Raw genomic sequence first — 20,718 nt, 5'->3', positions numbered from 1 at the left:
CCGTCACTCCGCTTCGCTCGCTCATGCGCCACCGGCCTTCTCGGCGCCCTTGGCGTTGCCCTTGGCGGCCTTGTTCGGCGCGCCGGTGCCCTGGGCCGCCGCCTCCAGCGACTTGCGGACGCCGTCGAGCAGCTCCTGCCAGCTGGCCTCGAACTTCTCCACGCCCTCGCGCTCCAGGGTGGCGATCACGTCGTCCATGTCCACCCCGACCGACTCCAGGTCCGCGAAGACCTTCCGGGCCGCGTCGTACGCGCCGGTGATGGTGTCGCCGCGGGTCTCGCCATGGTCGGCGTACGCGTGGATGACCGATTCCGGCATGGTGTTGACCGTACCGGGGGCGATCAGCTCCTCGACGTAGATGACGTCGCGGTAGTCCGGGTTCTTGGTCGAGGTGGACGCCCACAGCGGTCGCTGCGGGTGCGCGCCGGCGCCGGCGAGCGCCTTCCACCGGTCGGAGGAGAACACCTCGGTGTAGCGCTCGTACGCCAGCTGCGCGTTGGCGACCGCGGCCTTGCCCTTCAGGGCCTTCGCCTGGTCCGAGCCGACCTTCTCCAGCCTCTTGTCGACCTCGGAGTCGACGCGGGAGACGAAGAACGACGCGACCGAACCGATCTTCGACAGGTCGTGGCCGTTGGCCTTGGCCTGCTCCAGGCCGGCGAGGAACGCCTCCATGACCGCCGAGTAGCGGTCCAGGCCGAAGATCAGCGTCACGTTGACGCTGATGCCCTCGGCGAGGGTGTCGGTGATCGCCGACAGGCCCTCCTCGGTGGCCGGGATCTTGATGTAGAGGTTGGGGCGGTCGACCAACCACCACAGGGCCTTGGCCTCGGCGACCGTCTTGTCCGCGTCGTGGGCGCTGCGCGGGTCCACCTCGATCGAGACCCGGCCGTCGACGCCCTCGCTGCCGTCGTACGACGGGCGCATCACGTCGCAGGCCCACCGCACGTCGTACGTGGTGAGCATGCGTACGGCCTCTTCCACGTCCACGTCGCGGGTGGCGAGGTCGCGAAGCTGCCAGTTGTACTCGTCGGCGTCGCTCAGGGCCTTCGCGAAGATCGTGGGGTTGGTGGTGACACCGGCCACGTGCTTCTCGCGGCGGAGCTTGTCCAGCCCGCCGGAACTCAAACGCACCCGGGAAAGATCGTCGAGCCAGACCGCCACACCCGCGGCGGTGAGCTCATTCAGCTTGTCGGCCATGCTGTTCACGCTCCCTCAGTTTCCGGTCGTGAAACCGGTGATGTCGCCCACCCGGGCCAGCGAGGCGTGTGCCGCCGCCACGATCCGGTCGCCGGTGAACCCGAACTGCTCGAAGAGCACGGTGTGCGGGGCGCTCGCTCCGTAGTGCTCCAGGCTCACGCTCTCGCCCAGGTCACCGACGATTCCGCGCCAGGACATCGCGATGCCCGCCTCCACGCTCACCCGTGCCTTTACCCCGCGCGGGAGCACCGACTCCCGGTACGCCTCATCCTGCTCGTAGAACCACTCCTGGCAGGGCATCGAGACGACCCGGGTCGGGGTGCCGTCGGCCTCCAGCCGCTCCCGGGCGGTCAGGCAGAGCTGCACCTCGGAACCGGTGCCGACGATGATCACCTGAGGCTTGCCGTTGGACGCCTCGGCCAGCACGTAGCCGCCCTTGGCCACGCCCTCCGCGCTGCCCAGGACGTCGCGGTCCAAGGTCGGCAGCGGCTGCCGGCTCAGCGCCAACGCGGTGGGCCGGTCGGTGTGCTCCAGCGCCTGCCGCCAGGCCCACGCCGTCTCGTTGGCGTCCGCCGGACGGACCACGTCCAGGCCCGGGATGGCGCGCAGCGCGGTCAGGTGCTCCACCGGCTGGTGGGTCGGGCCGTCCTCGCCGAGGCCGATCGAGTCGTGCGTCCACACGTAGGTGACCGGCAGCCCCATCAACGCGGCCAGCCGTACCGACGGGCGCATGTAGTCGCTGAACACCAGGAACGTGCCGCCGTACGGGCGGGTGCCGCCGTGCAGGGCGATGCCGTTGAGGATCGCGCCCATGGCGTGCTCACGGATGCCGAAGTGCAGCGTGCGGCCGTACTCGTGACCGGGGAAGTCCTTGGTGGCGTGGGTGGCCGGGATGAACGACGGCTCGCCCTTCATCGTGGTGTTGTTGCTCTCGGCCAGGTCGGCCGAACCACCCCACAGCTCCGGCAGCACCGGCGCGAGCGCCTCCAGCACCTTGCCGGACGCGGCACGGGTGGCCACGCCCTTGGCGTCGGCGGGGAAGACCGGCAGCGCGTCGGTCCAGCCATCGGGGAGTACGCGACCAGCCAGCCGCTCGTAGAGCGCGGTGCGCTCCGGGTTGGCCTTCTTCCAGGCGTCGAACGATGTGGTCCAGCCCTGCTGGGCGTCGGAGCCGCGGCCCATCACCGAGCGGGCGTGGGTGAGCACGTCCTCGTCGACCTGGAAGGTCTGCTCCGGGTCGAAGCCGAGGATCTGCTTGGTGGCCTTCACCTCGTCGGCGCCGAGCGCCGAGCCGTGGATCTTGCCGGTGTTCTGCTTGTTGGGGGCGGGCCAGCCGATGATGGTGCGCAGCGCGATGAAGGAGGGACGGGCGGTCTCCGCCCTGGCGGCCACCAGCGCGGCGTACAGCGCCTCGGCGTCCTCGTGGTAGTCGCCCTGGTCGGCGTCACCACTGCGCCAGTCGACGGTCTGCACGTGCCAGCCGTACGCCTCGTAGCGGGCGGCGACGTCCTCGCTCTTGGCGATCCGGGTGTCGTCCTCGATGGAGATCTCGTTGTCGTCGTAGATCACCGTGAGGTTGCCCAGCTGCTGGTGCCCGGCGAGGGCGCTGGCCTCGTGGCTGATGCCCTCCTCGATGTCGCCGTCGGAGACGATGCACCAGATGTCGTGGTCGAAGACCGACGCGCCCGGCTCGGCCTCGGGGTCGAACAGACCGCGCTCGCGGCGGGCCGCCATGGCCATGCCGACCGCGTTGCCCAGGCCCTGCCCCAACGGGCCGGTGGTGGTCTCCACGCCCGGGGTGTGCCCGTGCTCGGGGTGACCCGGCGTCTGCGAGCCCCACTGCCGCAGCGACTTGAGGTCGTCCAGGCTCAACGGGTAACCGGACAGGAAGAGCTGGATGTAGAGCGTCAGGCTGGAGTGCCCGGCGGAGAGGACGAAGCGGTCCCGGCCGGGCCAGTTCGGGTCGGCGGGGTTGTGCCGCATGACGCGGTTGAAGAGGAGGTACGCCGCGGGCGCGAGGCTCATCGCGGTGCCCGGGTGACCGTTGCCGGATTTCTCAACGGCGTCCATGGCCAGCACGCGGACGGTATCGACGGCCCGGCGATCGAGGTCGGACCAGTTCAGTGCGGAGTGCTCGGGTCGTTTGGCAGCCACGATGGTTGTGCTCCTCGGCAGATGGGCGGAACCCTCACCGATGACCTTATCGAGCGTCCCTAAACGCGCGCCCGGGGATCTCCGCATGGTGTGCGCGAGGTGACGTTCCGGATGCTTGGTTCAACCCGGTGGTGTGACGGCAGGCACCGTTGTCGGGTCGGCCGGGCAGCCAAAACGACAACGCGTAGTGTGTGGGTCGGTGTGCGGGCCCGAGCGGTCCCGACCGATCCGATCTCCCCGTGCCCGATGCCGGAAGGTGGCAATCCGTGAGCATGATCACCGAGCGCCCCGCGAGCAACCCGGCCGGGCAGCACCCGGCGCGGGCGGCCGAGGGCCCGGTGGCCCGGCGGGACGTACGCGCGGTCCTGTCGGCGTACGTGGCGCTCACCAAGCCGCGCATCGTCGAACTTCTGCTGGTCACCACCGTCCCGGCGATGATGCTCGCCGACGGAGGGCTCCCGTCGCTGTGGCTGATGGCCGTCGTGCTGGTCGGTGGCTCGCTCGCCGCGGGCGCGGCCAGCGTGCTCAACTGCTACATCGACCGGGACATCGACCAGTTGATGCGGCGTACCAAGCGTCGGCCGCTGCCGGCGCACACCGTGTCACCGCGTAACGCGCTGGTCTTCGGTCTGGTGCTGGCGGCGGTGTCGATCGCCCTGATGGCGGCGTTCACCAATCTGCTCGCCGCCGGCCTGACGCTTGCCGCGATCGTCTACTACGACGTCATCTACACGCTGTGGCTCAAGCGCTCCACTCCGACGAACACCTTCTGGGGTGGCGCCTGCGGCGCGGCTCCGGTGCTGATCGGGTGGGCGGCGGTGACCGGCTCGCTGGCGCCGGCCGCCTGGGGGCTCTTCGCGGTGGTCTTCTTCTGGCAGATGCCGCACTTCTACCCGCTCGCCATGAAATACAAGGACGACTACGCCCGTGCCGGGATCCCGATGCTGCCGGTGGTGGCCTCGGTCCGCCGGGTGAACGCCGAGATCCTCATCTTCGCGTGGCTCACCGTGCTCACCTCCCTGGCCGTCTGGCCGCTGGGGCTCAGCGCGATCTACGGGGTGCCGACCCTGGTGGTGGGCGCCATCTTCGTGGTCGAGGCGCACCGGCTCTGCCGGCGCGCGACGCGTGGCGAGGCGGTCAAGCCGATGCGACTGTTCCACTGGTCCACGACGTACCTGACGATCGTGTTCGCCGCTGTCGCGCTCGACGCGTTGATCTGAGCCGTCCCGCCCCGCGGCGGCGGCACGTGTCGCGGACTTCCCGACTAATCACCGACATGGATGAGTTGTCCGGTTTAACGTCACATCAGGGTAACTTTCGGCATGAGTCGGATCGACTCAACTGCGTGGGCTGCGGACCGATTTGCTCGCTGGCTTTGAGGGTAAAAGTCCGGATATAACCGGACAGGCGCGCTGCGGTCCTCGCTAAACCTGTAGGTAATTGGCATCACAAAAGGTTCATGGTTCTCGCCCGGGCGGGTGCAAGTCTGCTTAGGCTTCGCGTCATGGCAGATGGTTCCGATACGACGCTGACGGCCGAGCAGACCGCCGACGAGCAGGCCCCCCGCGGCCTGGTCGCGGGCCTTCAGGCATTCGCCGCCGGCCACGGCGGCGCGAAGGCGGTCATCGAGTACGTCGGCAAGCGTGGCGCGCGAATCGTCCTGGTGGGTTCCGACGGCGAGTGGGGCGACCAGTTCGCCGACGACACCGTCACCGCGCGGGAGGCGTGCGCCAAGGCGGGAGTCACCGTCGAGAACGCCTGGGAGCGTGAACTGATGGACCAGATGCGCCCGAGCAACGACCTCTGGCGGTCGATGGCCCGCCGCACCATGGCCCGCTGAACAGACAGCTCAATTGACCACCCACCACCAGTCGACCCGGGGGGAACCCCGGGTCGCTCTCGTCACCTGTGCCGACCTGGTCGACCTCGACCCGGACGACCGGCTGGTCCTCGCCCCGCTCCAGGGCCGTGGCATCTCCGTCGCGACAGCGGTCTGGGACGACCCCGACGTCGACTGGTCCTGCTTCGACCTGGTCGTCCTTCGGTCCCCCTGGGACTACGCGCTGCGCCGCGACGAGTTCGTGGCCTGGACGACAACCGTCCCGGCGCTTGTCAACCCGGCCGACGTGATGCGCTGGAACACCGACAAGCGTTACCTCGCCGAGCTGAGCGCCGCCGGGGTGCCGACCGTGCCGACGTCGTGGGTCGAGCCGGGGGAGAGCTGGCAACCACCCGCCGAGACCGGCGAGTACGTGCTCAAGCCCGCGGTCAGCGCCGGCAGTCAGGACACCGGCCGGTACGACCTGGCCGACCCGGAACACCGGGACCTGGCCGCCGCCCACGTCCGCCGGCTCTCCGCCGCCGGTCGGGTGACAATGGTCCAGCCGTACCTGCGTGCCGTCGACACCGAGGGTGAGACGGCGCTGCTCTTCCTGGCCGGCCCGGACGGGCTCGCCTTCAGCCACGCCATCCGCAAGGGTCCGATGCTGACCGGTCCGGACCTCGGTCCGGACGGGCTCTACAAGGCCGAGGAGATCACCGCCCGTACCGTCCGACCCGCGCAGTTGGCGGTGGCCGAGCGGACCCTAGCCGCGGTGCCCGGCGGCACGCGACAACTGCTCTACGCCCGGGTCGACCTGATCCCCGGCCCGGACGGCGAGCCGGTCCTGGTCGAGCTGGAGCTGACCGAGCCGTCGCTGTTCATCGGGTACGCCGACGGGGCCCCCGACCGTCTCGCCGCCGCGATCGCCACACACCTGGCCCGCCGCGTCTGACCGGCGCGGCCGGGCGGCGATCGCACGCGCACCGTGGTCGACTCGGCCGTGCTGTGATCGACTCGGCTTTCTGAAAGCGGGCCGTCAGATCGACCCGGACACCGCGACTTCCTGAAAACCGAGTCGATCACGCAACGCAGGGCGCGCGGGGGTCAGGCGGTGACCGGGACGGGGTCGGCGGCGTCGGTCGCCGCGACCTCGGCGGCCGGGGTGACCGGGCGGCGCTCGCGGGTGGACCACTGCACCGACAGGGCGGCCAGCAGCACCAGGCAGGAGCCGAGCATGTGCGCGCCGACCAGGATCGCCGGCACGTGGGTGAAGTACTGCACGAAGCCGATCAGGCCCTGCCCCAGCTCCACGGCGACCAGGACGATCGCGGCACGGGTGGCCCGCCGCGCGCCGACGGCGCGGAACGCGAAGATCAGCGCCACCGACAGCCCGATCAGCAGGAAGACGGCGTCCGCGTGCACCTGCGAGATCGTCTCCGGGTCGAGCCCGTTGCGGGCGGCGCCGTGGTCGCCGGCGTGCGGGCCGCTGCCGGTGACCCAGGTGCCGATGACAAGCACCGCGACCGCCACGCCGGTGGTGATCCGGGCCAGCGCGCGCAGCGGCGTGGGCACCAGGGCCACGGTCGGGCCGTCCGGATCACCGATGCGCCGCCAGAGGGCGTACGCGGCGGCGATCACCGCCATCGAGGCGAGGAAGTGCAGGCCCACCACCCACGGGTTGAGGTTGGTGAGCACGGTGATGCCACCGACCACCGCCTGGGCGGGGATGCCCAGGAACACGGCGACCGCGAGGGCCAGGAGCCCGGGTCGCCGCCCCTTGAGCGTCAGGACGGCCAGCAGGGTGGCCAGCGCGATCAGGCCCACCGCGAAGGTCAGCATCCGGTTGCTGAACTCGATCACCCCGTACACGCCCATCTCGGGGGTGGTGACGTACGAATCGTCGGTGCACCGGGGCCAGGTGGGGCAGCCGAGGCCCGAGGCGGTCAACCGGACGGCCCCGCCGGTCAGGACGATGCCCACGTTCGCGATGATCGAGGCGAGCGCGAGTCGGCGCAGCAGGATGCCGGGGACCGGACGGGCGATTCGGTTCACGGCGCAAATCCTACGCACCGTAGTGATCGAGGTTCGGCCGACTCCGGCGGCTCGGTGGTTCGGATCACCGGGGCCCGGGTTTGCGACCCTCCGGGTAATTACGTAACGTTGGCGTTGTGAAAAACGCGGCGGCGCTTCCTGAGCACCAGCCGGCGGCTGTTCCGGCCGTCGGCGCGTCCGCGTCCGCGTCGGTCGCGACCACGTCGGCGACGCCCGGTGGCGTCACGGCGGCGGAGACCTCCACCCGCGACCGGGTCACCCAACTGCTGCTGGAGCAGGGTGCCACCACCGCCGCGCAGCTCGGTGTCGCCCTCGGGCTCAGCCCGGCGGCGATCCGCCGGCACCTCGACGCGATGCTCGCTGACGGTGATGTGTACTCCCGCGAGCAGGTCGTGCGGGGCAGCCGTGGTCGGGGGCGCCCGGCCAAGGTGTTCATGCTGACCGAGGTCGGTCGGGTCCGCTGTGGCACCCATCACTACGACAACATGGCCACCGCCGCGCTGCGGTGGATCGCCCGCAGCGGCGGGTCGGACGCGGTCGAGGCGTTCGCCACCGAGCAGGTGTCCGCCCTGGAGTCGCGCTGCCGGACGGCCATGGAGGACGCCGGCGACGACCCTCTCGCGCGAGCCGAGGCACTCGCCGCGGCGCTCACGGCCGAGGGTTACGCTGCAAACGCGACCACGATCGCCTCCGGCGGTCAGCTCTGCCAGCACCATTGCCCGGTGGCGCACGTGGCCGCCGAATTCCCTCAGCTGTGCGAGGCCGAGACCGCGGTGATCTCCCGTCTGGTCGGCACCCACGTGCAGCGCCTTGCCACCATCGCGCACGGCGACGGGGTGTGCACCACGCACATCCCGACCCAGCCGGGCCGCGCTCAATCCGGTAATCCCGTAACCACTGTGAGGACAGCTAGATGACCGAGCAGATTGTCCAGCCCCTGACCCAGGAAGAGCAGCTCGCCGCACTGGGTCGGTACGAGTACGGCTGGTCCGACCCGGACGCCGCCGGGGCGGTCGCCCAGCGCGGCATCAACGAGGCGGTGGTTCGGGACATCTCGGCCAAGAAGAGTGAGCCGGCGTGGATGCTCGACCTGCGGCTGAAGGGCCTGCGGCTGTTCGGCCGCAAGCCGATGCCGGCCTGGGGCGCGGACCTCACCGGCATCGACTTCGACAACATCAAGTACTTCGTGCGGTCCACCGAGAAGCAGGCCACCAGCTGGGAGGACCTGCCCGAGGACATCAAGAACACCTATGACCGGCTGGGCATCCCGGAGGCGGAGAAGCAGCGGCTGGTCGCCGGTGTCGCGGCGCAGTACGAGTCCGAGGTCGTCTACCACAAGATCCGTGAGGACCTTGAGGAGCAGGGCGTCCTCTTCCTGGACACCGACACCGCGCTGCGCGAGCACGAGGACGTGTTCAAGGAGTACTTCGGCACGGTGATCCCGGTCGGCGACAACAAGTTCGCCGCGCTGAACACCTCCGTGTGGTCCGGTGGCTCGTTCATCTACGTGCCGAAGGGCGTGCAGGTGGAGATCCCGCTGCAGGCCTACTTCCGGATCAACACGGAGAACATGGGCCAGTTCGAGCGGACGCTGATCATCGTCGACGAGGGTGCGTACGTGCACTACGTCGAGGGTTGCACCGCGCCGCTCTACTCCTCCGACTCGCTGCACAGCGCGGTCGTGGAGATCATCGTGAAGAAGAACGCGCGCTGCCGCTACACGACCATCCAGAACTGGTCGAACAACGTCTACAACCTGGTCACCAAGCGCGCCGTCTGCCACGAGGGCGCGACCATGGAGTGGGTCGACGGCAACATCGGCTCCAAGGTGACAATGAAGTACCCGGCGGTCTACATGACCGGCGAGCACGCCAAGGGCGAGGTGCTCTCGGTGGCGATGGCCGGCGAGGGTCAGCACCAGGACGCCGGCGCCAAGATGGTGCACGCCGCCCCGCACACCTCCTCGACCATCATCTCCAAGTCGATCGCCCGTGGCGGCGGCCGCACCTCGTACCGGGGTCTGGTGCAGGTCCTGGAGGGTTCGCACCACAGCCGGAGCACGGTCAAGTGCGACGCCCTGCTCGTCGACACCATCTCCCGGTCGGACACCTACCCGTACGTCGACATCCGTGAGGACGACGTGTCGATGGGGCACGAGGCGACCGTCTCCAAGATCAGCGACGACCAGCTCTTCTACCTGATGAGCCGGGGCCTGAGCGAGGACGAGGCGATGGCCATGATCGTGCGTGGCTTCATCGAGCCGATCGCCAAGGAGCTTCCGATGGAGTACGCCCTGGAGCTCAACCGCCTGATCGAGCTTCAGATGGAGGGCGCGGTCGGCTGACGCCGCCTCCGCCCGGCCATGGACGGGTCCGGACCCGGTACGCCGGGTCCGGTCCAGCCCGCTTCGACCCTCCGACTCGTGACAGACCAAGGAAGAAATGACTACCCAGGCTTCCGCGCCACCCAGCACCAAGTCGCAGGCGCTGCGCTCGTACGACGTCGCTGACTTCCCGGCCCTCACCGGCCTGGAGGAGGAGTGGCGTTTCACCCCGCTCAAGCGCCTGCGCGGTCTGGCCACGGCCGACACCTCGGCCGCCACCGGCCGGGGCGTCACGATCGAGCACTCGGACCTCCCGGCCGGCGTGTCGGTGCGGCTCGTCGAGCCGACCGACGCCAGCGTCGCGCCCGCCTCGGTGCCGACCGACCGGGTCAGCGCGCTTGCGCACGGCGCCGCGGCCCGTGTGGCGCTGGTCGAGGTGGCCGCCGAGGCCGTGGTGTCCGACGCGGTGATCGTCCGGCTGCTGGGCGCGGGCCCGGAGGAGTTGGCCTTCGCCCGGACCCAGGTCCAGGTGGGTCGGTTCGCGGAGGCCACTGTCGTCTTCTCCCAGGAGGGCTCGGCGACGCTTGCCGACAACGTCGAGGTGTTCGTCGCCGACGGCGCGAAGCTGACCCTGGTCACGGTCGCCGACTGGGCCGAGGACGCGGTGCAGGCGCAGCACGTGACCATCAAGCTGGGTCGGGACGCCCGGGTGGTGCACGTCCAGGTCACCCTCGGTGGCGACCTGGTCCGGCAGTTCACAAGCGTGGACTACACCGGTCGAGGTGGCGAGGCCGAGCTGTACGGCGTCTACTTCGCCGACTCCGGCCAGCACCTGGAGCACCGGCAGCTTGTCGACCACACCGTGCCGGACTGCCGCAGCTACGTCGGCTACCGGGGCGCTCTGCAGGGCGAGGACGCGCACACCGTCTGGGTCGGCGACGTGCTGATCCGGGCCGAGGCGACCGGCACCGACACGTACGAGATCAACCGGAACCTGCTGCTCACCGACGGCGCGCGGGCCGACTCCGTACCCAATCTGGAGATCGAGACCGGCGAGATCGCCGGCGCCGGCCACGCCAGCGCGACCGGCCGCTTCGACGACGAGCAGCTCTTCTACCTGATGGCCCGGGGTATCCCGGAGAGCGAGGCCCGCCGCCTGGTGGTCCGCGGCTTCTTCGCCGAGCTGATCAACAAGATCCCGGTGGAGTCGCTGCGCGAGCGCCTCGGCGACGCGATCGAGGCCCGGCTGACCAAGGCGGGCGCCTGATGATCCGCGTCTGCTCCACCGAGGACGTGCCGAAGGGCACCGCCATCAGCGCGGACGTCGACGGCACCCCGATCGCGCTTGTGCACGGCGAGGACGGCGAGTTCTACGCCGCCTACGACGAGTGCTCGCACGCCTCGGTCGCCCTCTCCGAGGGCGAGGTCGACGGCTGCACCCTTGAGTGCTGGTTGCACGGCTCGCGCTTCGACCTGCGCACCGGCCAGCCGTCCGGGCTGCCCGCCACCGAACCCGTCCCCGTCTACCCCGTCGAAGTCCGCGACGGCGACATCTACCTCAGCCTGACGCCGAGTAATGGAGTGACCCGATAATGAGCACCCTGGAGATCCGCGACCTGAAGGTGTCGGTCAAGCTGCCCGAGGGTGAGCTCAAGCCGATCCTGGCCGGCGTCGACCTGACCGTCCGCTCCGGTGAGACCCACGCGATCATGGGCCCGAACGGTTCCGGCAAGTCCACCCTGGCGTACTCGATCGCCGGTCACCCCAAGTACGAGATCACCAGCGGCACGGTGACCCTCGACGGCGAGGACGTGCTCGCCATGACCGTCGACGAGCGGGCCCGCGCCGGCCTGTTCCTGGCCATGCAGTACCCGGTCGAGGTGCCCGGCGTCTCGGTGGCCAACTTCCTGCGCACCGCGAAGACCGCCATCGACGGTGAGGCGCCGAAGCTGCGCACCTGGGGTGGCGAGCTGCGCGGCGCGATGGAGCGCCTGCAGATGGACCCGGCGTTCGCCCAGCGCAACGTCAACGAGGGCTTCTCCGGCGGTGAGAAGAAGCGGCACGAGATCGTCCAGCTGGAGCTGCTCAAGCCGAAGATCGCCATCCTCGACGAGACCGACTCGGGCCTCGACGTGGACGCGCTGCGCGTGGTCAGCGAGGGCGTCAACCGGGTTCGCGACACCGGCGACACCGGCGTGCTGCTGATCACCCACTACACGCGGATCCTGCGCTACATCAAGCCGGACTTCGTGCACGTCTTCGTGGCCGGCCGGATCGTCGAGCAGGGCGGCCCGGAGCTGGCCGACAAGCTCGAGGCCGAGGGCTACGAGCGGTACGCCGCCGGGGCCGGCACGGCCAAGGCCTGAGCGGGAGAGGCGCTGCCGAGATGACCAGCATCGCGATCCCCGCGGGGATGCCGCAGTACGACGACGTGCCACGTTTCGACGTGGCCCGGGTACGCGCCGACTTCCCGATCCTGGATCGGGAGATCAACGGGCACCCGCTGGTCTACCTCGACAGCGCCAACACCTCGCACAAGCCCCGGCAGGTGCTCGACGTGCTCGACGAGCACTACGCGCGGCACAACGCCAACGTGTCGCGTTCGGTGCACACCCTGGGCACCGAGGCCACCGAGGCGTACGAGGGGGCGCGGGCCAAGATCGCCGCGTTCATCTCCGCGCCGAGCGTCGACGAGGTGGTGTTCACCAAGAACTCCACCGAGGCGATCAACATCGTGGCGTACGCCTTCTCCAACGCCTCGCTGCGTCCGGATGCCGACCCGCGCTTCCGCCTGGGCCCCGGCGACGAGGTGGTGATCTCCGAGATGGAGCACCACTCGAACATCGTCCCGTGGCAGCTGCTCTGCGAACGCACCGGCGCGACCCTGCGCTGGTTCGGAGTCACCGAGCAGGGCCGACTGGACGAGTCGGGCCTGGACGACCTGGTCACCGAACGGACGAAGATCGTCTCGTTGGTGCACATGTCGAACATCCTCGGCACTGTCAACGCCACCTCGCGCATCACCGCGCGGGTGCGTGAGGTGGGTGCGCTGCTGCTGCTGGACTGCTCGCAGTCGGTGCCGCACCTGCCCATCGACGTGGTCGACCTGGACGCCGACTACATCGTCTTCACCGGCCACAAGATGTGCGGCCCGACCGGCATCGGGGTGCTCTGGGGCCGGGGTGAGCTGCTCGCGGCCATGCCACCGGTCTTCGGCGGCGGCTCGATGATCGAGACGGTCACCATGGCCCGCTCGACGTTCGCCGCGCCGCCGGCCCGGTTCGAGGCGGGCACCCCGCCGATCGCCGAGGCCGTGGCGCTCGGCGCGGCGGTGGACTACCTCACCGGCATCGGCATGCCAGCCATCCAGTGGCACGAGAAGGAGCTGACGGCGTACGCGCTGGACGCCCTCGGCGCGGTGCCCGACCTGCGGATCTTCGGCCCGACCGTGCCGGTCGGCCGGGGCGGCACCATCTCGTTCGCGCTGGGTGACGTGCACCCGCACGACGTGGGTCAGGTGCTCGACTCGCTCGGCGTGCAGGTGCGGGTGGGCCACCACTGCGCCAAGCCGGTCTGCAGTCGGTTCGGTGTCCCGGCGATGACCCGGGCCTCGTTCTACCTCTACACCACCACCGAGGAGATCGACGCTCTGGTGGCCGGTCTGGAGCAGGTGCGGAAGGTGTTCGACTGATGCAGCTCGACCAGCTCTACCAGGAGATCATCCTGGACCACTACAAGCGCCCGCACGGGCGTGGCCTACGCGACGCCGACGACCCGGCCGACCAGGTCGCGGAGGCGCACCACGTCAACCCGACCTGCGGCGACGAGGTCACCGTCCGGGTGGCCACCGACGGCACCGTGCTGCACGACATCTCGTACGACGGGATGGGCTGCTCGATCAGCCAGGCGTCGGCGAGCGTGCTGCACGAGTTGCTGCGCGGTCGGGGCGCCGGGGAAGCTTTCGAGGTGCACGAGGCGTTCGTGGAGTTGATGTCCGGACGTGGCCAGGTCACGCCGGACGAGGACGTGCTCGGTGACGGGGTTGCTTTCGCGGGTGTGGCCCGCTATCCCGCCCGGGTCAAGTGCGCGCTGCTGCCGTGGATGGCGTTCAAGGACGCCGCGGCACGCGCCGGTGTGGGCGTGAGCCCGGAGGTGAAGGCATGAGCGAGCGTCAGCGAGCGAATCATTTGTGCAGCACGGTGGTGCCTCGCGGCGTCACGGAGCGAAGCGGAGGGACGGCATGAGCAGCGAGAACACCGCTACCGCGGCGACGCCGGAGGCCGGTGACGCCGTCGCGGCGCCGCAGACCGACGCCGTGACGACCGATGGAGCCGTGCCGCCGGCCGCCAGCGACGCTGTCGCCCCGGTGGAAGCTGTCGCCTCGGCGGGCGGCGACGCGGTCGCCTCGGCGGGCGGCGACGCGGTCGCGGGCGGCGTCAGCAAGGCCATGATCGCCGACATCGAGGAGGCGATGAAGGACGTCGTCGACCCGGAGTTGGGCATCAACGTGGTCGACCTGGGCCTGGTGTACGGCGTACACGTCGACGACGAGAACGTAGCCACCCTGGACATGACGCTCACCTCGGCGGCCTGCCCGCTGACCGACGTGATCGAGGACCAGACCCGGCAGGCGCTGACCACCGGCCCCGGCGGCGGCCTGGTCAACGACATCCGGATCAACTGGGTGTGGCTCCCGCCGTGGGGCCCGGACAAGATCACCGACGAGGGCCGGGACCAGCTCCGATCCCTCGGCTTCAACGTCTGAGCTGACCCCGGTCGGCTCTACCCGTCGAGCGCGACGCCCCGCCCGGGGCGTCGCGCTCGCTGCGTGTGACCCCCAGCGAGCCCTGCGCCCCGTGCCGCGCGGTGCGACCCGCCCCACGCTGTGTCGCCCCGCAACTGCTCCGTGCGTGCCGTACCGCCCGCAAGATCGCGCAGTGTCCTGGTTGTCAACGCCCTTGTGTTAGGGCGAGGGGTTGTTCGTCAATGGGCACTGTCTCGCCTTTCATGCTGGTGTGCCGGGGTGGTCTTGTGCGTCGACCCAGGTTGATCGGCCAGGGGTGCGTGGGGTGCCGGTCGGCGGGGCGGGCTCTGCGTCTCCGGGGGTGGTCGGGGGTCCTTTGCTCTGCACCCGCGGGTGCGACGGCTACGGTCTGTGACCGGCGCCTATTGGGGTGCAGAGCAAAGGGGGGCGGCTCGTGCACCGTGCCTGACGGGGCGGTTGGTGATCGAGGTCGTGCCTGGCCGGCGCAGCGCCAAACGCAACCACGTCGAGATCCAGGACAACACCGTTGCTGTAGGCGGGACCATTGCGCGTCAACCGCGCCGCGTCGCCGGTCACGACGTTGTGGCATGCGGCAGGGCGCCCATAAAGGCCCCAAGCTCGGCACCAGGATGAGGTGATTGCCGGGTCCGGACTGCCCCCGCTCCGCGATCTTGCACTTTCTGTCCCGACACAAGGGGCATATCACCTATATGGACAACCGAAACTGCAAGATCGGCGCGAACTTCTCGCGACACACCATGGCCGCGTGGGAAAGCGGTGGCGGGGACGCCGCCTCGGCGCGGAGGATGCGCGTGTGATTGAGGCGTACCCGATGCAGGTCCTTGTCCGTGCGGCGACTGCCGTGCGTCGACAGCGGCCGGTCCACGGGCGGGCCTCGATCCGGCACCGACGATCGTGAGCGGGGCGTTCCTGGCCGGTCTGGTGGCCGGCTACGGCGTCGCGATCCCCGTCGGCGCGATCGCGATCCTGATCCTGGGCCTGAGTGCGCGTACCTCGTTTCGGGTCGGTGCGGCCGCGGCGCTCGCGGTGGCGACGGCTGACGGGCTCTACGCGGCGGTCGCCGCGCTCGGTGGCGCCGGCCTGGCCGGGATCATCGGCCCGGTCGCCGGGCCGCTGCGGGTGGTCGCCGCCGTCGTCCTGCTGGGGCTCGCCGGGCACGGCCTGTGGCGGACCTGGGCCGCCCACCGCTCGCGGCGGACGCCGACGACGGCCGTCGGGCGGGGGTTGAGCACCCCCGGGCGGGCCTACGCGGCGCTGCTCGGGTTGACCCTGCTGAACCCGGCGACCGTGCTGTACTTCACCGCGCTGGTGCTCGGCCGTCGAGACACCGCCGATGCGGACCCGGGCACCGCGGCGCTCTTCGTGGCGGGAGTGTTCCTGGCGTCGGCGAGTTGGCAACTGCTCATCGCCGGCGGTGGCACGGTGGTCGGTCGGGCGCTGAGCAGCCCGCAGGGGCGACTGGTCACCGGTCTGGTCTCCAGCGCGCTGATCGCCGCGCTGGCGGTGGTCGCTCTGCTGCCGCGCTGAGCGGGTCCGCGGCCCGTCCCGATGTGCCGTGCGGCACCGCCCGGCGGCCCGAGCGGGCTCATCGTGCCGTACGGTCGGGCGGTGACCAGTCGACCAGCAGCCGGGGGCGGGCGGTGGGTCGAGGTCGACCCGGCCCGCGTCGGTCGCTGGGTCGAGGGCTTCGCCGACCGGCACGGCCCGCCCACCACCACCGCGCGGGAGTACGGCCTGCTGCTCGCCGCCCCGGACGGGTCCACCGCCGAGTTGTACGCCCCGCCGGGGTCGCCGGCCAGCGTCGACGTCCCCGGGTTCGTGGCCCACGCCGTCGCGCCCCGGCGGATCGGTCTGCTGCTGGCCCGCAAGGGCGCGGTGGCCGTCGGCGTGGCCGAGGGCGCCGATCTCGTTGTCTCCAAGGTGGACACTCGGTACGTGCAGGGGCGTACGGCGGCGGGAGGATGGTCGCAGCACCGGTTCGCCCGGCGGCGTGACAACCAGGCCAAGGCGGCGCTTGGCGACGCGGCGGACCTGGCGGTGCGGCTGCTGTTGCCGAAGGTGGCGGCGCTGGACGCGCTGGTCTGCGGCGGTGACCGGAAGGCTGTGGACACGGTACTGGCCGACCGGCGGTTGGCCCCGCTCGTGCCGCTGCGGGCCGAGCGGTTGCTCGACGTGCCGGAGCCGCGTCACGCCGTGCTGGTCGCGGCGGTGGGTGCGGCCCGGGCGGTGTGGATCCGGCTCCGCGACCCGGCTCCCGAGTGAGCCGGGTGACCTCGGTCGCTGCCAGCGCCGGCGCGCGATAGCGGATTCCTGCGCCAAGCCCGCGCTGGCGACCGGAGGATGAGCAGGTGGCTCGCCCACCCGCGACAGCAGGGAGATCATCATGCCCGAGGCCCAGATCCTGCGTACCGTCCTCGACCGGTGGCGAGCCGCGGTCGACGCCCACGAGCCGGATCGCGTCGCGTCCTGCTTCACCGATGACGCGATCTTCCAGGGGTTGCGTCCGTACACGGTCGGCCGCGACGGTGTTGCCGCGTACTACGCCGCACAGCCGCTCGGCCTGACCGCCAGCTACGACATCCGGGAGACCCGCCGACTGGCCGACGATGTGGTCCTCGGCTACCTGGAGGTCGAGTTCGGCTTCACCGACCGGCCACCCCTGCCGGTCCACCTGGGCGTGGTCCTGCGCCGAACCAACAACGACTGGCACATAAGCCACTACCAGGTCTCACAGCTCCCCTAACCACCGCGCGCTGGGCGGGTCGGGTCAGAGCTGGTCGGTGCCGAAGGTGTCGCAGGTTTTCGGGTCGCCCCGGTCGTAGCCCTGGGTGAACCACCGCTTGCGCTGCTCGGCCGTGCCGTGGGTGAACTGGTCCGGGTTGACCCGTCCGCCGGAGCGTTCCTGGATGCTGTCGTCGCCGATCGCCTCGGCCGTGTTGACGGCCTCGCTGATGTCGGTCTCGGTGATGGACGTGAACAGCGGCTCCTGACCGGTCCGGTCCTTGCTCTCCGTCGCGTGCTTGGCCCAGGCGCCCGCGTAGCAGTCGGCCTGCAGCTCCAACCGTACGGAGGCGGAACGGGGGCCGCTCTGGTCGCCCTGGCCGGCCTTCGCGTTGGTGCCGAGCAGGTTCTGGATGTGGTGGCCGTACTCGTGGGCGAGCACGTACGGCTGGGCGAACTCACCCTTGGCGCCGAACCGCGACGCCAGCTCGTCGTAGAAGCTCAGGTCGATGTACACCTTGCGGTCGGCCGGGCAGTAGAACGGGCCGACGCCCGAGTCGGCCTGACCGCAGCCGGTGTTGACCGCCTGCTGGAAGAAGTTCGTGGTGGTCGGCTCGTACTTCCCGTTGCCCAGCTCGGGGTACGCCGTCTGCCAGTAGCCCTGGATGCTGTTGACGTAGAGCGCGTTGCGGCAGCGCAGGTCCTTGAGGTGCTCCGGGTTGCTGGTTGCGCACACCTCCTTCAGGTCGGTGCCGCCGGCCTGGCCCGTGTCGTCGCCGTTGGTCATGGCGTTGAGGCCGAAGCCACCGCCGAGCAGCGCGACGAGCACGGCCACCACGATGCCGATGATGCCGCCACGGCCCCCGCCTCCGGGGATCGGGATGCCGAAGCCGCCGCCGGATCCGCCACCGCGGCCCACGTCGTTGACCTGCGAGGTGTCGATTTCGGCCCGCTCATTGAGTTCCATGCTGACCCCGATCGCCGTATACCGGTGAATGTCGTCTGTGTGTCGGTTCGTCCCTTGAAGTGCCGGACGGGGTCCGGACAGGCGTTCGTTACCCGATGATCTTGATCGGTAATCCGGGCGGGGCGCGGGGAAGCGCCCGGTACACTTGTCCGCGTGCTGCGCTGCGAAGGCTGAACCGCCCCGCGCCGTCGGGCCCCTTGAGCCCGCCGGCCGTTTCGCGTGCCCCGAGTCAGCCTTCCAGACCCCGAGAGCGAGCCCGAAAACATGATCACAGCCACCGGCCTGGAACTGCGTGCCGGTTCCCGGATCCTGCTGTCCGACACCACCCTGCGCGTGCAGCCGGGTGACCGGATCGGCCTGGTCGGCCGCAACGGCGCCGGCAAGACCACCACGCTGAAGGTGCTCGCCGGCGAGGGGCAGCCGTACGCCGGCCAGATCGACACGCGCAGCGCCATCGGCTACCTCCCGCAGGACCCGCGTACCGGCGACCTGGAGGTGACCGGCCGCGACCGGGTGCTCTCCGCGCGCGGCCTGGACGTGCTGATGTCCCAGATGCAGGAGATCGAGGCCCAGCTCGCCGAGGACGCCAGCGACAAGCTGGTCCGCCGCTACGGCGCGCTGGAGGACCAGTTCGCCGCGCTCGGCGGGTACGCCGCCGAGGCCGAGGCCGCCCGGATCTGCGCCAACCTCGGTCTGCCCGACCGCGCGCTCGCGCAGACCATCGGCACCCTCTCCGGCGGTCAGCGCCGGCGCATCGAGCTGGCCCGGATCCTGTTCCGCGACGCGGGCGAGAACGGCGGCGGCATCCTGCTGCTCGACGAGCCGACGAACCACCTCGACGCCGACTCGATCACCTGGTTGCGCGGCTTCCTCGCCAACCACAAGGGCGGCCTGATCGTGATCTCCCACGACGGGGCGCTGCTGGAGTCGGTGGTCAACAAGGTCTGGTTCCTCGACGCCACCCGATCCGTGGTCGACGTCTACAACCTGGGCTGGAAGGCGTACCTGGAGGCACGCGAGACCGACGAGCGGCGTCGCCGTCGGGAGCGGGCCAACGCGGAGAAGAAGGCCGGCGCGTTGATGGCGCAGGCCGACAAGATGCGGGCCAAGGCCACCAAGACCGTGGCGGCGCAGAACATGGCCCGCCGCGCCGAGAAGCTGATCTCCGGCCTGGAGGACGTGCGGGTCGCCGACCGGGTGGCAAAGGTGCGTTTCCCCAACCCCGCGCCGTGCGGCAAGACCCCGCTCACGGCGACCGGCCTGTCCAAGTCGTACGGCTCGCTGGAGATCTTCACCGACGTCAACGTCGCGGTGGACCGGGGCTCCCGGGTGGCCATCCTCGGGCTCAATGGCGCCGGCAAGACCACCCTGCTGCGGATGCTCGGCGGGCTGCTCGGCCCGGACACCGGCGAGGTGCACGCGGGTCACGGCCTGCGGCTGGGCTACTACGCCCAGGAGCACGAGACGCTGGACGTGGAGCGGACCGTGTTGGAGAACATGCGCGCCGCCGCCGTCGAGCAGTCCGACACCGACCTGCGCAAGATCCTCGGCGCGTTCCTCTTCTCCGGTGACGACGTGAACAAGCCGGCCGGGGTGCTCTCCGGTGGTGAGAAGACCCGGTTGGCCCTGTCCACCCTGGTCTGTTCCGGTGCCAACGTGCTGCTGCTCGACGAGCCGACGAACAACCTCGACCCGGTCAGCCGGGAGCAGGTGCTCGACGCCATCGCCAACTATCCGGGCGCGATCGTCCTGGTCACCCACGACCCGGGCGCGGTGCTCGCGCTCAAGCCGGACCGCGCGATCCTGCTGCCCGACGGCGACGAGGACGCCTGGAGCGACGACCTGCTCGAACTGGTCGAGCTGGCCTGACCGGCATCTTCAGCCGGCCGGCCCGCAACCGAGCAGGACCTGCTCGGCTGAGCGGGGCCGGCGCTCAGCCGAGCAGGTCGACGAGCCGACCCAGCACACCCGAGCTGACCAGGATCACCACCCCGACGCCGACGAAGATCGCCGGCACCAGCCAGTGGCCCGCGCGCTCGACCAGCCGGACCACGCGGGGGTGCCCGCCGAGCCAGGCGGCAGCGGCGCACCACAGGGCGATCAGCAGCACGAACACCAGCAGGTAGATCGCGCTGCCGGCCACGCCGAGGGCCCGGAAGACGGGTACGTAGACGGCCACGTTGTCGGCGCCGTTGGCGATCGTCACCCCGGCCACCCCGAGCAGGCCGGTGACGACCGTGGGGGTCTCGTCGTCGGAGCCCCGTAGCGCGCGTACCCCGAGCGCGATCGGCAGCAACCCGAGCAGCCCCGTCCACGGGTCCGGCACCACCAGTAGGCCGGCCGCGACCACCGCGCTGGCCAGCGCGAGCGCGCCGATTCCGAGGTATTGGCCGGCGACAATCTGCCAGGGTCGGGGCCGACCGGTCGTGCGGGCCGCGACGAAGAACAGCGTCAGGATGACGACGTCGTCGATGTCGGTGGCGGCGAAGACCACCGCCGCCGCGGCCCCGGTGCCCAGGAGGTCGATCACGACCGAAGGCTACGGGTCGCCGCCAGCGACAAGCACGCGACCGGTGTACGCCTGGAGAGCACGGTGGGTCGATTGTCAGGATCACTCTATCGGGAAGCTGACATTGCATAGCGTGTCGGTTGGCGAAGAGTTGATATCTGGCGCATGATCGTTCAAGGCGGTCTAA

The 20,718-nt window shown here is 70.4% G+C and carries 20 protein-coding genes; 15 read left to right on the top strand and 5 right to left on the bottom strand.

Going from position 1 to position 20,718, the window contains the following annotated elements; translation table 11 throughout:
• Positions 1-21: 21 nt before the first annotated feature.
• On the bottom strand, positions 22-1,197 hold the full coding sequence (gene tal / locus ACLQ29_RS14475; RefSeq protein ID WP_425772098.1) for a transaldolase: 1,176 nt from the start codon (positions 1,195-1,197) through the stop codon (positions 22-24).
• Positions 1,198-1,212: 15 nt separating this feature from the next.
• A complete protein-coding gene (gene tkt, locus ACLQ29_RS14470) occupies positions 1,213-3,351 on the bottom strand; it encodes a transketolase (protein WP_425772097.1) in 2,139 nt (712 codons plus the stop codon).
• A gap of 266 nt (positions 3,352-3,617) precedes the next feature.
• Here tkt and ACLQ29_RS14465 point away from each other — a divergent pair, with 266 nt between their 5' ends.
• The 3 genes from ACLQ29_RS14465 (at position 3,618) to ACLQ29_RS14455 (ending at position 6,125) form a co-directional block, all read left to right on the top strand.
• Positions 3,618-4,571, top strand: a complete 954-nt coding sequence (locus ACLQ29_RS14465; RefSeq protein ID WP_425772096.1) for a heme o synthase — start codon at positions 3,618-3,620, stop codon at positions 4,569-4,571.
• A 284-nt stretch (positions 4,572-4,855) separates the two neighbouring features.
• Positions 4,856-5,191 (top strand): hypothetical protein, encoded by a 336-nt coding sequence (locus ACLQ29_RS14460; RefSeq protein WP_393362972.1) that lies wholly within the window; start codon positions 4,856-4,858, stop codon positions 5,189-5,191.
• A gap of 13 nt (positions 5,192-5,204) precedes the next feature.
• Entirely contained in the window at positions 5,205-6,125 is a 921-nt protein-coding gene (locus tag ACLQ29_RS14455) for an ATP-grasp domain-containing protein (protein ID WP_425772095.1), read from the top strand.
• A 152-nt stretch (positions 6,126-6,277) separates the two neighbouring features.
• Here ACLQ29_RS14455 and ACLQ29_RS14450 read toward each other — a convergent pair whose 3' ends face one another.
• On the bottom strand, positions 6,278-7,243 hold the full coding sequence (locus tag ACLQ29_RS14450) for a COX15/CtaA family protein (protein ID WP_425772094.1): 966 nt from the start codon (positions 7,241-7,243) through the stop codon (positions 6,278-6,280).
• Positions 7,244-7,341: 98 nt separating this feature from the next.
• Between ACLQ29_RS14450 and ACLQ29_RS14445 the strand changes: the two genes are divergently transcribed.
• From ACLQ29_RS14445 to ACLQ29_RS14395, 11 genes are all read left to right on the top strand, one after another.
• Positions 7,342-8,142: a helix-turn-helix transcriptional regulator gene (locus ACLQ29_RS14445; RefSeq protein WP_425772093.1), complete on the top strand. Its 801-nt coding sequence runs from the start codon at positions 7,342-7,344 to the stop codon at positions 8,140-8,142.
• Complete coding sequence (gene sufB / locus ACLQ29_RS14440) at positions 8,139-9,569, top strand: Fe-S cluster assembly protein SufB (protein WP_357069831.1); 1,431 nt, start codon at positions 8,139-8,141, stop codon at positions 9,567-9,569. The genes ACLQ29_RS14445 and sufB overlap by 4 nt, the downstream gene beginning before the upstream one ends.
• A 97-nt stretch (positions 9,570-9,666) precedes the next feature.
• A complete protein-coding gene (gene sufD / locus ACLQ29_RS14435) occupies positions 9,667-10,815 on the top strand; it encodes a Fe-S cluster assembly protein SufD (protein WP_425772092.1) in 1,149 nt (382 codons plus the stop codon).
• Complete coding sequence (locus tag ACLQ29_RS14430) at positions 10,815-11,141, top strand: non-heme iron oxygenase ferredoxin subunit (RefSeq protein WP_334631645.1); 327 nt, start codon at positions 10,815-10,817, stop codon at positions 11,139-11,141. The genes sufD and ACLQ29_RS14430 overlap by 1 nt, the downstream gene beginning before the upstream one ends.
• A complete protein-coding gene (gene sufC / locus ACLQ29_RS14425; protein ID WP_355032770.1) occupies positions 11,141-11,914 on the top strand; it encodes a Fe-S cluster assembly ATPase SufC in 774 nt (257 codons plus the stop codon). Before ACLQ29_RS14430 ends, sufC begins: the two co-directional genes overlap by 1 nt.
• A gap of 20 nt (positions 11,915-11,934) precedes the next feature.
• Complete coding sequence (locus tag ACLQ29_RS14420) at positions 11,935-13,239, top strand: cysteine desulfurase (protein WP_425772091.1); 1,305 nt, start codon at positions 11,935-11,937, stop codon at positions 13,237-13,239.
• Positions 13,239-13,712, top strand: a complete 474-nt coding sequence (gene sufU / locus ACLQ29_RS14415) for a Fe-S cluster assembly sulfur transfer protein SufU (protein WP_425772090.1) — start codon at positions 13,239-13,241, stop codon at positions 13,710-13,712. The genes ACLQ29_RS14420 and sufU overlap by 1 nt, the downstream gene beginning before the upstream one ends.
• A 76-nt stretch (positions 13,713-13,788) precedes the next feature.
• A complete protein-coding gene (locus ACLQ29_RS14410) occupies positions 13,789-14,313 on the top strand; it encodes an iron-sulfur cluster assembly protein (RefSeq protein WP_425772089.1) in 525 nt (174 codons plus the stop codon).
• Positions 14,314-15,228: 915 nt separating this feature from the next.
• Entirely contained in the window at positions 15,229-15,861 is a 633-nt protein-coding gene (locus tag ACLQ29_RS14405) for a LysE family transporter (RefSeq protein WP_425772088.1), read from the top strand.
• 81 nt (positions 15,862-15,942) lie between these two features.
• Positions 15,943-16,596: an acVLRF1 family peptidyl-tRNA hydrolase gene (locus tag ACLQ29_RS14400; RefSeq protein WP_425772087.1), complete on the top strand. Its 654-nt coding sequence runs from the start codon at positions 15,943-15,945 to the stop codon at positions 16,594-16,596.
• Positions 16,597-16,717: 121 nt separating this feature from the next.
• Positions 16,718-17,077: a YybH family protein gene (locus ACLQ29_RS14395; protein ID WP_425772086.1), complete on the top strand. Its 360-nt coding sequence runs from the start codon at positions 16,718-16,720 to the stop codon at positions 17,075-17,077.
• A 24-nt stretch (positions 17,078-17,101) separates the two neighbouring features.
• Here the strand turns inward: ACLQ29_RS14395 and ypfJ are convergent, their stop codons facing one another.
• A complete protein-coding gene (ypfJ, locus tag ACLQ29_RS14390; RefSeq protein WP_425772085.1) occupies positions 17,102-18,022 on the bottom strand; it encodes a KPN_02809 family neutral zinc metallopeptidase in 921 nt (306 codons plus the stop codon).
• Between the two features lie 264 nt (positions 18,023-18,286).
• On the opposite strand from ypfJ, the gene ACLQ29_RS14385 reads away from it, so the two are divergent.
• Positions 18,287-19,891 (top strand): ABC-F family ATP-binding cassette domain-containing protein, encoded by a 1,605-nt coding sequence (locus tag ACLQ29_RS14385; protein WP_393362937.1) that lies wholly within the window; start codon positions 18,287-18,289, stop codon positions 19,889-19,891.
• Between the two features lie 64 nt (positions 19,892-19,955).
• Here ACLQ29_RS14385 and ACLQ29_RS14380 read toward each other — a convergent pair whose 3' ends face one another.
• Positions 19,956-20,552, bottom strand: a complete 597-nt coding sequence (locus tag ACLQ29_RS14380; RefSeq protein WP_425772084.1) for a cadmium resistance transporter — start codon at positions 20,550-20,552, stop codon at positions 19,956-19,958.
• Positions 20,553-20,718: the final 166 nt, after the last annotated feature.

The organism is Micromonospora sp. DT228 (assembly GCF_049841595.1).
Taxonomy (GTDB): Bacteria; Actinomycetota; Actinomycetes; order Mycobacteriales; family Micromonosporaceae; genus Micromonospora.
This window is presented reverse-complemented; position numbering and strand designations above follow the sequence as displayed.

Coding starts and splice junctions, on each gene's coding strand:
- sufU (WP_425772090.1), top strand. CDS start 13,239: ATGCAGCTCGACCAGCTCTACCAGGAGATCATCCTGGACCACTACAAG.
- ACLQ29_RS14410 (WP_425772089.1), top strand. CDS start 13,789: ATGAGCAGCGAGAACACCGCTACCGCGGCGACGCCGGAGGCCGGTGAC.
- ACLQ29_RS14430 (WP_334631645.1), top strand. CDS start 10,815: ATGATCCGCGTCTGCTCCACCGAGGACGTGCCGAAGGGCACCGCCATC.
- ACLQ29_RS14420 (WP_425772091.1), top strand. CDS start 11,935: ATGACCAGCATCGCGATCCCCGCGGGGATGCCGCAGTACGACGACGTG.
- ypfJ (WP_425772085.1), bottom strand. CDS start 18,022: ATGGAACTCAATGAGCGGGCCGAAATCGACACCTCGCAGGTCAACGAC.
- tal (WP_425772098.1), bottom strand. CDS start 1,197: ATGGCCGACAAGCTGAATGAGCTCACCGCCGCGGGTGTGGCGGTCTGG.
- sufB (WP_357069831.1), top strand. CDS start 8,139: ATGACCGAGCAGATTGTCCAGCCCCTGACCCAGGAAGAGCAGCTCGCC.
- sufD (WP_425772092.1), top strand. CDS start 9,667: ATGACTACCCAGGCTTCCGCGCCACCCAGCACCAAGTCGCAGGCGCTG.
- ACLQ29_RS14395 (WP_425772086.1), top strand. CDS start 16,718: ATGCCCGAGGCCCAGATCCTGCGTACCGTCCTCGACCGGTGGCGAGCC.
- sufC (WP_355032770.1), top strand. CDS start 11,141: ATGAGCACCCTGGAGATCCGCGACCTGAAGGTGTCGGTCAAGCTGCCC.
- ACLQ29_RS14460 (WP_393362972.1), top strand. CDS start 4,856: ATGGCAGATGGTTCCGATACGACGCTGACGGCCGAGCAGACCGCCGAC.
- ACLQ29_RS14385 (WP_393362937.1), top strand. CDS start 18,287: ATGATCACAGCCACCGGCCTGGAACTGCGTGCCGGTTCCCGGATCCTG.